This window comes from Streptomyces sp. NPDC033966, assembly GCF_055575955.1.
The window spans coordinates 61151-73542 of the sequence record NZ_JBVIRQ010000018.1 but is presented as its reverse complement, the minus strand read 5'-3'; the positions used below and the strand labels follow the sequence as shown (position 1 = coordinate 73542).

The window sequence follows — 12392 nt, the reverse complement described above, 5'->3', positions numbered from 1 at the left end:
GTGACCTCGACCAACCTCAGGATCAGGATCGACGGCTCGGCCGGCTCGGCCGCCCCGTACGAACAGCTGCGCGCGCAGATCGCGGACCGGGCCCGGTCGGGAGCACTGCCGGCGGGCTACAAGCTGCCGACCGTGCGGGGGCTGGCGGAGGAACTGGGGCTGGCCGCGAACACCGTCGCGAAGGCGTACCGGGCGCTGGAGGCCGACGGGGTGATCGAGACGCGCGGCCGGAACGGGACGTTCGTCGCGGCGGCGGAGGGCTCCTCGCGCGAGGCGGCCGCCGCCGCGCAGGCCTTCGCGGACCGGGCCCACCGTCTGGGCCTCACGGAGGCCGAGGCCGTCACGGCCGCCACCGAAGCCCTGCGGGCCCGCTACGCCCTTCCTTCCTGACGCACCGCCGCCCTTTTGACGCGGTGGGCCGCCTGCGGGTGGTGTGCCGCTGCGCGCACTCCAGCCCCGCCTGGGGGCACCTCCCAGCGGTAGCTGGGGGAGTTTGAGGCGCTGGGGGTCTGGGGGCGGAGCCCCCAGGAAGGGGTCCGGGCGGAGCTCGGGGAACGGTGGAAGGGCGGGTAGGGGACCAGCCCCGCGCAGCGGCACACCACCCGCACCCGACCCACCGGCCCCAGCCACGCGAACCGGCCCCGCCCCGGCTCCGACGGCCGGAGGCCGGCGCAGCGGCGCGAAGCCGGTGAGGCCGCCCGCGGCCGAGCCGCGCGAGCGGCGCGTCAAGAAGGAGTGCGGCGCGTCAAAGATCAGAGGTACAGGCCCGCCTCCGACGACGGCTGCGCCGGCAGCACGGCCGCCGGCCCCGTCCCGCGCCGGAGGGCGAAGAGTTCGGCCAGGGTGGCGCCCTCGCGGGAGACGCCCTCGTCCGTGCCGAGCCAGTCCACCGCCTCCCGGTGGGTCAGCCGGCCGACCTCGATGCGGGCCAGGCACCGCCCCGGGCGGACCACCGCCGGGTGGAGGCGTTCGAGGTCCTCGTTCGTCGTGACGCCGACCAGGACGTTGCGGCCCTGCCCCAGCAGACCGTCCGTCAGGTTCAGCAGCCGGGACAGCGCCTGACCCGCCGTGTGCCGGGCCTCGCCGCGGATCAGCTCGTCGCAGTCCTCCAGCAGCAGCAGCCGCCACCGGCCCTTGCCGGTGCCCTCGTCCTCGCCGATGGCGATGTCCATGAGGTAGCCCACGTCGTTGAACAGCCGCTCCGGGTCCAGGACGCAGTCCACCTGGCACCAGTCCCGCCACGACCGCGCCAGCGTGCGCAGCGCCGAGGTCTTGCCGGTGCCCGGCGGCCCGTGCAGCAGGAGCAGCCGGCCGGCGATGTCGTCCGGGGTCACCTTCATCAGCCGGTCCATCGCCAGCGCCACCGGCGCCGTGTAGTTCGGCCGGACGTCCTCCCACGTGCCCGCGGAGATCTGCCGGGTCGTGCGGTACGGGCCGCGGCGCGGGGAGACGTACCAGAAGCCCATCGTGACGTTCTCCGGCTGCGGTTCGGGCTCGTCCCGCGCCCCCTCCGTGGCCTCGCCGAGCACCTTCTCCGCGAGTTCGTCGCTGACCGCCGTCACGGTCACGTCCGCCCCCCGGCTCCAGCGGGAGACCAGGACCGTCCAGCCCTCGCCCTCGGCGAGGATGGCGCTGCGGTCGGTGTCGCGGGCCGCGCGGAGCACGGTGGCGCGCGGGGGCAGCAGGGTGGCTTCCGCCTTCACCCGCTCGATCGTGACGCTCTGCGCGTACGGCTGCTCGCCGGTCGCGAACCGGCCGAGGAACAGCGCGTCGACGACGTCCGACGGTGAGTCGCTGTCGTCGACATGGAGCCGGATCGGCAGCGCGTCATGCGGGTCTGCTGGCATGGCGCCCATGATCCGGCACGAACTGCCCCCGTGCACCTGTGTTTCGCCGGATCGGGTGGACGGGTTCCCTCTTCAAACCCAGTGCCGGTGAAGATTCCCGCCCCGAACCTCCTTGGCATGAACACTTCCAGATCTCCCCGGCTGCTTGTACCACGGACTCAGGAGTAACCCCCCACAAGGAGCCGCACACACATGAGCAAGAGAATGTCGCGTTTCGCCGCCTTGACCTCCTCCCTGTTACTCGCCGCGGGCGCCGCCCTGGCCGGCGCCGGCCAGGCGTCCGCCGCGGAGGCCGACTTCGGCTACGTGGCCGTCGGCGACTCGTACTCCTCCGGCGTCGGCGCCGGCAACTACGACAGCTCCAGCGGCAGCTGCAAGCGCACCACCCGCGCCTACCCGGCGCTGTGGGCCGCCGCCCATTCCCCGCAGACCTTCTCCTTCACCGCGTGCTCGGGCGCCCGTACCGGTGACGTCCTCTCGAGCCAGCTCGGCCCCCTCAACTCCGGCACCGACCTGGTGAGCATCACCGTCGGCGGCAACGACGCGGGATTCTCCGACGTGATGACGACCTGCGTCCTGCAGTCCGAGTCCACCTGCGTCAGCCGGGTCAACGAGGCCAAGCGGTACGTCGACACCACCCTCCCCGGCCAGCTCGACCAGGTCTACGACGCGATCCGGGGCCGTGCCCCCTCCGCCAAGGTCGTCGTCCTCGGCTATCCCCGCTTCTACAAGCTGAACGGCACCTGTGTCGCCGGCCTGACCGAGGGCGAACGCACCGCCATCAACGGCGCGGCGGACTACCTCAACGCCGCCATCGCCAAACGCGCCGCCGACCACGGCTACACCTTCGCCTCGGTCGTCGGAGCCTTCACCGGCCACGAGATCTGCTCCGGCAGTGCCTGGCTGCACAGCGTCAACTGGACCAACATCGGCGAGTCGTACCACCCCACCGCCGCCGGACAGTCCGGGGGCTACCTGCCCGTCTTCTCCGGCAACGTCTGATCCGCGAGCCGCGTTCAGGGGCTGACACCCGCGCTCGGTGTGGGCGTGGGCGTGGGCGTCGGCGTCGGTGTCGCGGCCGGTGAACCGGAGGACCCGGGAGAACCGGGGGAGGAGGCCCCGCCCGTCGGGGTCTCCTTCTCGCACGTCAGGGAGTACTCCAGCCACGCCGACGCCGTCTGCGCCGGCGCCCGGACCTCCAGCCGGACCGCGTCGCGCAGGCCCGCGCCCGCCGGATCGCCGGTCTCGGTGTGGTTCAGCTGGCGGGTGCGCGCCCCGCCCTCCTCGTACACGATGCTCTGCCAGTCGGAGGCCGGCCCCCCGCCCGCGCCGCGCCTGACCCAGCGGTACTCCACCACCGCCGGGGTCCGGGCCACCTCGATGGTCCCGGTGAAGGCGGGCGCGGCCGTCCCGGCCGGCGGGCAGCTCCCGCTGTACGCGGGGCGCGTGGCGTGGGCGTACAGGGTGACGCTCTGCGCGGGGGTGGCACTGGCGGAAGCGGAAGCGGACGCCGACGCCGGGGCGGAGGGCGAGCCGGACGCGGAGGGGGACGCCGGGGGCGAGGGGGTGTCCCCGGAGCTCTTCCCGCCCCAGGTGTCCCGCAGCAGCAGCCACCCCAGCAGGGCCAGTGCCAGCAGCAGCACCACGATCCCGAGGGTCAGCACCGCCCCCGCCCGCCCCTGGCCCCGGGAATCGCGCTCCCGTTCCGGCGCCGGTACCGGTACCGGCATCGGCGGGGTCTGCCCGTACCCCGGCCCGTACCCCGCCCCGGAGCCGGCCCGTGCGGTGGCCGTCGGCGCGCCCGGCCCCGACACCGGCCCGCCGGGGTCCCGTACCGTCCCGCCCGCGCCGACGATCCGCAGCATCCGGGCGGCCTCCGCGGCGGACAGCCGCTCGGCCGGGTCCTTGCGCAGCAGCCCCTCCAGCACCGGCTCCAGCGGCCCGGCCCGGCGCGGCGGGGGCAACTCCGAGTCCACGACGGCCTGCAGGGTGGACAGCGGGGTGTCCTTGCGGAAGGGCGAGACCCCCTCCACGGCCGCGTAGAGCATCACCCCGAGCGACCACAGGTCCGACTCCGGGCCGGGCTCGTTCCCCAACGCCCGCTCCGGGGCCAGGAATTCGGGGGACCCGACCACCTCGCCGGTCATCGTGAGCGCGGCGGAGCCCTCCAGGCGGGCGATCCCGAAGTCGCTCAGCACCACCCGGCCGTCATTGGCGACCAGCACGTTGGCCGGCTTCACGTCCCGGTGCAGCACCCCGGCGTCGTGCGCGGAGCGCAGCGCGGCCAGTACCTGTTCGCCGATGTGCGCGGTCCGCTGCGGGGTCATCGGGCCCTCGCCCTCCAGCACCTCCGCCAGGGAGAGCCCGCGCACCAGCTCCATCACGATCCACGGGCGGCCCTCCTCGCTCGCGACGTCGTAGACCGTGACCACCCCGCGGTGCGAGACGCGGGCGGCCGCCCACGCCTCCCGCTCCAGCCGCCGGTACATCCGCTCGACCTCGGCCGCGTCCAGCCCGGCGGGGGCCCGTACCTCCTTGACGGCGACCTCGCGGCCCAGCACCTCGTCACGGGCCCGCCACACCACGCCCATGCCGCCGCGTCCCAACTGGCCGAGCAGCCGGTAGCGGCCGGCGATGACACGCCCGGCGTCCCCGCTTTCGTTACCGTTCACGCGAACCCCCCTGCGTCACCGGATGATCACTCCAAGTTAGCGCAGTACCCGTCGGGTGGCCCCCGTCGTGACGACACTGTCACCGACCGCTGCGCAAGGCTCCTCAAGTCGGCACATTGGCACGGAGAGTGACCGTCGACTCCGCTGAGTAATCGTCAACTACCCGTAATTACAGGGGTAATTCACACCACCGGGATACCCGCGGGCGTTGCCGGGGCGATAGGGTTACCCTGCCCGGGCCGGGTGCCCTCGTACGGGTGGGGAGAGACATGGAACAGATAACGATGCGCAGCAGGCCGCCCCGCGTGCCTGCCATCACCTGCGGCAGCAGCGCGGTCAGCTCGCGCCTCGACCGCCACCTCGCCGTGCTGGGCGGTCCCGCCGCCCCGCGCCACGAGGTCGCCGAGGCGACCCTGCTGATGCGCGAGCTCACCTCGCGCGACCACACCCACGTCCAGCGGAGCCGGAGCGCGCGCGTCGCGCTGTTCGCGCCGCTGCGCAGGCTGCGGCGCACGCTCTTCGGCAGCCGCCGCACCTGACGTCCGCGCAGCCGGCCCCCGTCCGGCTGCGACCCGGCCCCGTCTCCCCTTCCGGCGTCCTCCGGGAACCCGGCGCCACCCCGGCCTCAGGCGATCACACCGTCCCGGCGCAGTGCCGTGATCTGCGCGTCCGTCATCCCCAGGGCGCGCAGCAAGGCGTCGGTGTGTTCGCCGAGCGCGGGCACCGCACCCATCCGCGGTTCCGCGCCACCCGGCAGCCCGATCGGCGGCAGCAGCGCCCGCAGCGGGCCCGCCGCCGAATCCACCTCCCGCCAGCGGTCCCGTGCCGCCAGCTGCGGGTGCGCGGCCAGCTGTGCCACCGAGTTGAGCCGCGCGCAGGCGATCCCGGCAGCCTCCAGCCGCGCCACGGCCTCGTCCGCCCCGAGCCGGCCGAGGGCCTCGGCCACCACCGCGTCCGTCTTCTCCCGCCCCCGGGTGCGGGCCGCGTTCGTCGCGTACGCCGGATCCTCCGCCAGGTCCGGCCGCTCCAGCACCTGGACCGCGAGGCGCCGCCACTCCCGGTCGTTCTGCACCGACAGCAGCACCCGGTCCCCGTCGGCCGTCGCGTAGGCGTCGTACGGCGCGATCACCGCGTGCGCGAGACCGGTCCGTACGGGCTGCTCCCCGCCGTGCATCGTGTGGTGCAGCGGGTGCCCCATCCACTCCGCGAGCGCGTCCAGCATCGACACCTCCACCGGCCCGCCGCGCCCGGTGACACCGCGGCGCAGCAGGGCGGCGAGCACCCCCGAGAAGGCGTACATGGCGGCCGCGATGTCCGCCGCCGGGATCCCGGCCTTCACCGGCCGCTCCGGGGTGCCGGTCACCGAGACCAGCCCCGCCTCGCACTGCACGAGCATGTCGTAGGCGCGCTTGTGGGCGTACGGGCCCTCGGCGCCGTAGCCGGAGATGTCCACGGAGACCAGGCGCGGATATCGGGCGCACAGCGCGGCCGCGTCGATGCCGAGCCGGGCGGCGGCCCCGTGCGCGAGGTTCTGCACGAAGACGTCGGCGCCGTCGAGCAGGCCGTGGAGCACCTCCAGCCCGCGCGGGTCCTTCAGGTCGAGGGTGAGGGACTCCTTGCCGCGGTTGGCCCACACGAAGTGTGAGGCCAGGCCCTGGGCGGCGGTGTCGTAGGCGCGCGCGAAGTCGCCGCCGTCGGGCCGCTCGACCTTGATCACCCTGGCTCCGAGGTCGGCGAGCTGGCGGGTGGCGAAAGGGGCCGAGACGGCCTGTTCGACGGCGACGACGGTGAGGCCGGCGAGGGGGAGGGGTTCGGTAGCCATGGGGTCTGCCTACCGGGTGGAAGCCGGGTCTGTCACCCGTGTCCGGAGCCCAAGTCCAGCGGAATGTCCGGATTGCCTGCGTAAGGTGCGGGCATCCGCCGTCGCGCCGTACCGAAGGGTCGCCCATGAGAGCCCCCGCCGCCGCCGCATCCCCAGCCCGCTCCGCAGCCCGGCGGGCGGCGGTCGTCGTGATAGCGCTGCTGGCGGGCGTGGCGGTGACGGCGGCTCCGGCCGGGGCGGCGGGGCGGGGCCCGGATCCGGTGACCGTGAGCGCGTCCGGTGCCGACGGTGTCGTGACGAGCGCGCCGGGCTGCCCGGGCGGACCGCTCACCGAAGGCCGGACGCTCGGCGGCGGCGCCTCGCTGGGCCCCGGCGCCTTCTCCTCACTGCCCAGCCAGATGGCCGTCAACCTGCCCTTCCGGGTCGGCGGCACCCAGTCCGCGCTCCCTGAGGCCGACACCCAGGTGATCATCGCCAACGCACGGGGGTTCGTGACCGTGCAGCTGGACGGCGGCAGCTGCGACGCGCCCGGCCTCATGTACAACGGGACCACGGCGTCGGGGACCGGGACCTGGCACGTCGTGCCGAACGCCACCTCGACGAACGCCTACCGGGGTGCCTCGGGCAGCGGAAGCTTCAGCGTCAACGCCGACGTCACCCCCGGCACCAACAAGCCGTGGGGGCTGGACCTCCTGGGGAACATCTCGCTCCCCCAGCCGCAGGTGGCCGTGACCCACCGCGCCTACTGGGGCGGCATCGGCAACTACCTCACCCGCACGCTGAGCGTCGAGTACCGGATCCGGAACACGGGCTCCGGCGACGCCTTCAACGTCGAGCTCCTCGACGCCCTGCCCACGGGGTCCGGGATCACCCGGCTCGGCCCGGTGCCGCAGACGGTGGGCTCGATCCGGTCCGGTGCCACCGCCTCGGTGGTCGTCCGCTACCGGGTGTGCGGACTCGCCGTCGCCGGCTGCCGCTTCACGGCCGGCACCCGGACGTCCCTGACGGACGCGCTCGACGGCAACCCGCAGACGGCGACGGTCCCGGTGACCGTGCAGGTGCCGCTCACGCCGGTGCCGTAACGTCCCTCGGCGAACGCGTCCTGACCGGTCCTCAGCCCTGACAGGTCCTCAACCCTGACCGGTCCTCAGCCCTGGCCCGTCTTCAGCCCTGACCGGTCCTCAGCCCTGGCCGCGCGCGAACCGGCGCGTGGCCAGCGGCACGAACAGGGCCAGGAGCAGCAGCGACCACAGCACCGCTCCCGCCACCGGATGCGCGGCCGGCCAGGCCGCGCCCGGCGCGGCCGCGCCACCCGCGTTCCCGCACAGCTCCCGTACGGCGGTGGCCGCGGCGCTGATCGGGTTCCATTCCGCGACCACCCGCAGCCAGCCGGGCAGTCCGGCCGTCGGCAGGTAGGCGCTGGACAGCATCGGCAGCACGAAGGTGGCACCGCCGAGCTGGCCGGCGGCCTCCTCGCTGCGGCTCACCAGCCCGAGGTACGTGCCCACCCAGGCGGTGGCGAAGCGGAACAGCAGCAGCACACCGAGCGCCCCCAGGGCCCCGGGCAGGCCGTTCTCGATCCGCCAGCCCATCGCCAGCCCCACCAGCATCAGCGGCACCATCGACACCCCCGTGGTCAGCAGGTCGGCGGCGGTCTGCCCCAGCGGCACCGCGGTCCGGCTCATCGGCAGCGTCCGGAAGCGGTCCATGACCCCCCGGTGGGCGTCCTGGGCGGCGGTGAACAAGCCGGTCATCAGGCCGTTCGCGGCGGTCGCGGCGAGCAGGCCGGGAACCAGGAACTCGCGGTACTCGGCACCCGGCATGGCGACCGCGCTGCCGAACACGTAGCCGAAGAAGAGCAGCATCGTGATCGGCATGGTCTGGGTCAGGATCAGCAGGGCCGGGGCGTGCCGGGCCTTCTGGAGCTGGCGGGTGAGGACGGCGCCGCCGTCCGACAGCAGGGTGGTCATGCCGCGTGCTCCTTGTGGTCCGGGGTGGCGGAGGGGATCCGGGTGAGGCGCAGGAACACCTCGTCGAGGGTCGGCGGGCGCAGGCTCGCGTCGGTCACCGGGATCCCGGCGGCGTCGAGCTCGCGGATGATCCGGGGCAGGGTGAGCCCGTCGTCGAGCACGGTCACGCCGACGGTGAGCCGCTCCTCGTCCAGGGCGGGCCGCCCGCCCGTGAGCCGGTCGAGGACCGCGGCCGCGCCCGCGAGGGCGGCCGGCCCGGCCACGGCGACCTCGGCGCGGGCGCCGATCCGGGCCTTGAGGCCGGCCGGGGTGCCGGTGGCGACGGCCCGGCCCCGGTCCACGACGACGATGTCGTCGGCGAGCCGGTCGGCCTCCTCCAGGTACTGGGTGGTCAGCAGCACGGTGGTGCCCCCGTCGGCGAGGCCGCGCACCGCCGTCCAGATCTGTTCGCGGGCCGCCGGGTCCAGCCCGGTGGTGGGCTCGTCGAGGAAGAGCACCCGGGGGCGGGTGACCAGGCCGGCGGCCAGGTCCAGGCGCCGCTTCATCCCGCCCGACCAGGTGGAGGCCACCCGGTCGGCGGCCTCGCCGAGGCCGAAGCGCTCCAGCAGCTCGTCCGCACGGGCCCGCCCGGCCGCCCCCCGCAGACCGGCGAGGCGGGCGAACAGGCGGAGGTTCTCCCGGCCGGTCAGGTCCCCGTCGACGGAGGCGTACTGGCCGGTGGCGCCGATGGAGCGGCGGACGGCGGCCGGGTCGGCGGTGACCTCGTGGCCGGCGACCAGGGCGCGTCCGGCGGTGGGCGCGGTGAGCGTGGTGAGGATCCGCACGGCGGTGGTCTTGCCCGCGCCGTTGGGGCCGAGCAGTCCGCAGACGGTGCCCTCCGGGACGGCCAGGTCGAGCCCGCGCAGGGCGTGCACCTCGCCGTAGTGCTTCTCCAGACCCTCACTAAGTACAGCGTACGTAGTCGTCATGCGTCGCACCCTACCGCACTACGTACGCCGTACGTAACTAAGATGGTGGGCGACGACGACGAGGTGATGTGACCGATGACAGCCGACGGGCGCCCCGCTGAACCCGAAGTGATCTGGGCCCGCCCCCAGCGGGCCGGCCGCGGGCCCCGGCCCGCGCACAGCCGCGATTCGATCGCGGCCGAGGCCGTACGGATCGCCGACGCGGAGGGGATCGAAGCCGTTTCGATGCGGCGGGTGGCGGCCGGGATCGGCGCCGGGACGATGTCCCTGTACAACTACGTCCCCCGCAAGGAGGACCTGTACGAGCTGATGGTCGACGCGGTCAGCGGGGAGTACGACCTCACCCCGCCGAGCGGCCGCTGGCGGGACGACCTGCTCGCCCTGGCCCGGCAGACCCGGGACGTGATGCGCCGCCACCCCTGGCTCCCCCGGCTGCTGAGCCCGGTCTACGGCTTCAGCCCCAACGCCCTGCGGTACCTGGAGCACAGCATGGCCTGCCTGGAGCCGCTGGAGGTGTCCGGGGCCGAGAAGCTGGAGCTGATCGCGTCCGTCAACGGCATGGTGGCCACCTTCGTCGCGGGGGAGCTGGCCCTGGCGGAACGGGCCCGCTCGCTGCCCTGGAGCGAGGCCGCCGAGGAAGGCGTACGGACGGCCTGGCTCGGCTCCCGGCTGGCGACGGGGGAGTACCCCAGGCTCACGGCGGCCCTCACCGAGGGCACCCCGGTGACCGCCGCCGGAACGGACATGACGGAGGTCTTCGACCGCGCGGTGTCCCGGCTGCTGGCGGGGTGGCCGAACCCGTAGGGGTGTCAGAGCAGCGCGAACTGCCCGCCCGGGCCCTCCTCCTGGTGGTCCAGCACCGAGGCCGGACGCCGGGTCCAGCGCGGCGGCGGCAGCACCCCGGCGGCCTCCAGCTCCGCGGCAGGCAGCAGCGGCCCGGGGGTGAACGCCGCCCGCTCCGGCGCCAGCTCGGCCAGCAGCGCCAGGGTCGTCACCAGCGCGAGCAGCTCCGAGGTCCAGGACCGCGGCCACTCGGCCGGCCCCAGCCCCTCCAGGCCGCCCGCCTGCGGATCCCGGTGCGCGCTCCGGGCCGCGAACCACCCTTCCAGCACCCGGACGCCCTGGACCTCGTACTCCCAGGCCCCTGCCGGGACGGGGGAGACGACCCCGTCCCCGACCGTCAGCGTCTCGCTCTCCGGGTCGTAGCCGAGCCGCCCGGGCCACTCGCCGCCCACCGCGGTCCGTACGTACGGCCGCCGCCCGCCCGGCAGCCGGGGCGGCTCCCCGCCGCGCGCCCCGCGCAACTGGACCGCCAGCAGCCGGTGGCCCAGCTCCAGCCCGGCCCGCCAGCGCTCCGGGTCGGCCGCGAGCGGGACCTCGTACCCCCGGGGCCCCGGGCGGGCGGCGGCCAGGATCCAGCACAGCACGTCCTCCGGGGTGACCCAGCCGCCGTGGCGCTCGCCCAGCAGGGGCAGCAGGCCCGGCGCGAGGTTCGGCTCGGCCCCGCCGGGACGCCGGTGCAGCGGGCGGATCCGGCCGAGCCGGCCCGCCGGGAGGCGGGCGGTGGCCAGCAGGCCGGGGGCCTCCAGCAGGAACACCTGCTGTGCGTCGCGCACCCGCCACAGCTCGGGGCGGGCGGAGTCGATGAGCCGCTGGTCGGGCAGCAGCCACTGCTCGTCGAAGGGGGCGCGGAGCACCCGTACGGGCTCCGGGAAGGCGCCGGGCGCGTCGGTGAAGCGGGCGGTGGCCGAGCGCTGGCCGGGCAGCGCGGCCGCGCCGGCGGAGGGGGTACGGGCACGGCTCGGGCGGAACAGCCGCTCCCGCTCCGCTCCTTCGGCGTCGGTCAGGGCCGTCCAGCGGGCGCGCAGGGTGGCGGGATCGGGCGCCGCCACCCAGTCCCGGCCCAGGCGCAGGCCGCCCACGGCCCAGGGCATCAGATCGTCCAGCAGCGGTACGTCAGCGCTCACCCGGCAGATGGTAGCGACGGCCCGCCGGGGCGGGGCCGTGTCCCGGCCGAAGCGTTACGCTCCTTATGTACGTATCCGCCGTGTACGTACCCTTTCGTACGGACCGGTGGACGCATCCGTACCGACCGAGGAGCCGGCCATGAGCATGTACGACGAGTATTCGACCCCGTCGCAGGCCGAGGGCGAGCGGCTCGACGAGGACATGGACGAGCGGGAGAAGGAGCAGCGCCACCACCCCCAGACGATGCGCACCACGCCCTCCCAGGCCGAGGGCGAGCGTCTCACCGAGGAGAACGAGCAGCAGAAGTAGGGAGTTCCCCGGGCCCGCTCAGGGGGCTTCGACGGTCACCGTGAAGGAGAACCGGTCGCCCCGGTACCGGATCCGGGCCACGTCCGCGACCCGTCCGTCCTCGTCGTAGGTCACCCCGGTGTAGTGCAGGATCGGGCTCAGCAGCGGGACCTCCAGCAGCTCGGCCGTGACCGGGTCGGCGAGCCGCGCCTCCACGGTGTCCGTGATCCGGCTGATCCGTACGCCGACCACGTCGCGCAGCACCTTGGTCATCGGCCAGCGCTCCAGGTCGGCCAGGTCCACGGCGTCGGCGAGCTCGGGACGGACCGCGTTCTCCGCCCAGTTGGTGGGCTCCCCGCTCTCGCCGTCGCGCCGGAGCCTGCGGTACGTGACCACCTCCGCCGTGTCCGGGAAGTGCTCCAGCAGCTCCCCGGACACCGGCGTGCGCTCATGGCCCAGCACCGTCGTCAGGTCACCCGACTGCTGGGCCACGATCGCGTCCACCGAGCCGAGCAGCCGCACCGGGGCGCTGCGCACCGCGCCCGGCTCGATGAAGGTCCCGCGCCGCCGGTGCCGGCTGATGAGGCCCTCGCCCTCCAGCTCCTTGAGCGCCTGGCGCATGGTCAGCACGCTCACCCCGTAGTGCTCGGCGAGCTGCTCCTCGGTCGGCAGCCGCAGTGAGGCGTCCGGAGTGCGCCCCAGTATCGAGGCGCGCAGGGACTGGGACACCTGGTACCAGAGCGGCAGCTTCCGGTTCAGTACCAGGGAGTCGGGGGCGAAGGCGGTCACGGGTCGTTCTCCGTACGGGCCGGCTGTCATCAGCCGAAGGGGCGGGGCGGTGCGCAGGGACACCGGCA

13 protein-coding genes are annotated in these 12392 nt (G+C 74.6%); 6 read left to right on the top strand and 7 right to left on the bottom strand.

Annotated elements, in window-relative coordinates; all coding sequences use genetic code 11:
- On the top strand, nt 1-390 hold the full coding sequence (locus ACZ518_RS34510) for a GntR family transcriptional regulator (protein WP_469116973.1): 390 nt from the start codon (nt 1-3) through the stop codon (nt 388-390).
- Between the two features lie 362 nt (nt 391-752).
- Here ACZ518_RS34510 and ACZ518_RS34505 read toward each other — a convergent pair whose 3' ends face one another.
- Nucleotides 753-1847 carry a DUF5925 domain-containing protein gene (locus ACZ518_RS34505; protein ID WP_469116972.1) on the bottom strand — a complete coding sequence of 365 codons (1095 nt, stop codon included), beginning with the start codon at nt 1845-1847 and terminating at the stop codon, nt 753-755.
- A gap of 192 nt (nt 1848-2039) precedes the next feature.
- Here ACZ518_RS34505 and ACZ518_RS34500 point away from each other — a divergent pair, with 192 nt between their 5' ends.
- The gene (locus ACZ518_RS34500) at nt 2040-2849 is read left to right on the top strand and encodes an SGNH/GDSL hydrolase family protein (RefSeq protein WP_469116971.1); all 810 of its coding nucleotides are present in this window, start codon (nt 2040-2042) and stop codon (nt 2847-2849) included.
- 14 nt (nt 2850-2863) lie between these two features.
- Here ACZ518_RS34500 and ACZ518_RS34495 read toward each other — a convergent pair whose 3' ends face one another.
- Entirely contained in the window at nt 2864-4438 is a 1575-nt protein-coding gene (locus ACZ518_RS34495; RefSeq protein ID WP_469117031.1) for a serine/threonine-protein kinase, read from the bottom strand.
- Nucleotides 4439-4788: 350 nt separating this feature from the next.
- Here ACZ518_RS34495 and ACZ518_RS34490 point away from each other — a divergent pair, with 350 nt between their 5' ends.
- Nucleotides 4789-5058, top strand: a complete 270-nt coding sequence (locus ACZ518_RS34490; RefSeq protein ID WP_007263256.1) for a hypothetical protein — start codon at nt 4789-4791, stop codon at nt 5056-5058.
- A gap of 86 nt (nt 5059-5144) precedes the next feature.
- Here ACZ518_RS34490 and ACZ518_RS34485 read toward each other — a convergent pair whose 3' ends face one another.
- Nucleotides 5145-6341 (bottom strand): CaiB/BaiF CoA transferase family protein, encoded by a 1197-nt coding sequence (locus ACZ518_RS34485; protein ID WP_469116970.1) that lies wholly within the window; start codon nt 6339-6341, stop codon nt 5145-5147.
- 125 nt (nt 6342-6466) lie between these two features.
- Here ACZ518_RS34485 and ACZ518_RS34480 point away from each other — a divergent pair, with 125 nt between their 5' ends.
- Nucleotides 6467-7423 carry a hypothetical protein gene (locus ACZ518_RS34480; protein ID WP_469116969.1) on the top strand — a complete coding sequence of 319 codons (957 nt, stop codon included), beginning with the start codon at nt 6467-6469 and terminating at the stop codon, nt 7421-7423.
- A gap of 99 nt (nt 7424-7522) precedes the next feature.
- Here ACZ518_RS34480 and ACZ518_RS34475 read toward each other — a convergent pair whose 3' ends face one another.
- A complete protein-coding gene (locus tag ACZ518_RS34475; protein WP_469116968.1) occupies nt 7523-8311 on the bottom strand; it encodes an ABC transporter permease in 789 nt (262 codons plus the stop codon).
- Nucleotides 8308-9279 (bottom strand): ATP-binding cassette domain-containing protein, encoded by a 972-nt coding sequence (locus ACZ518_RS34470; protein WP_469116967.1) that lies wholly within the window; start codon nt 9277-9279, stop codon nt 8308-8310. Before ACZ518_RS34470 ends, ACZ518_RS34475 begins: the two co-directional genes overlap by 4 nt.
- A 75-nt stretch (nt 9280-9354) precedes the next feature.
- Between ACZ518_RS34470 and ACZ518_RS34465 the strand changes: the two genes are divergently transcribed.
- Nucleotides 9355-10083 carry a TetR/AcrR family transcriptional regulator gene (locus tag ACZ518_RS34465; protein ID WP_469116966.1) on the top strand — a complete coding sequence of 243 codons (729 nt, stop codon included), beginning with the start codon at nt 9355-9357 and terminating at the stop codon, nt 10081-10083.
- A 5-nt stretch (nt 10084-10088) separates the two neighbouring features.
- On the opposite strand, the gene ACZ518_RS34460 is transcribed toward ACZ518_RS34465, so the two are convergent.
- Nucleotides 10089-11213: a type ISP restriction/modification enzyme gene (locus ACZ518_RS34460; protein ID WP_469117030.1), complete on the bottom strand. Its 1125-nt coding sequence runs from the start codon at nt 11211-11213 to the stop codon at nt 10089-10091.
- A gap of 172 nt (nt 11214-11385) precedes the next feature.
- Here ACZ518_RS34460 and ACZ518_RS34455 point away from each other — a divergent pair, with 172 nt between their 5' ends.
- Nucleotides 11386-11556 carry a hypothetical protein gene (locus ACZ518_RS34455; RefSeq protein ID WP_469116965.1) on the top strand — a complete coding sequence of 57 codons (171 nt, stop codon included), beginning with the start codon at nt 11386-11388 and terminating at the stop codon, nt 11554-11556.
- 18 nt (nt 11557-11574) lie between these two features.
- Here the strand turns inward: ACZ518_RS34455 and ACZ518_RS34450 are convergent, their stop codons facing one another.
- Entirely contained in the window at nt 11575-12324 is a 750-nt protein-coding gene (locus ACZ518_RS34450; RefSeq protein WP_469116964.1) for a GntR family transcriptional regulator, read from the bottom strand.
- Nucleotides 12325-12392: the final 68 nt, after the last annotated feature.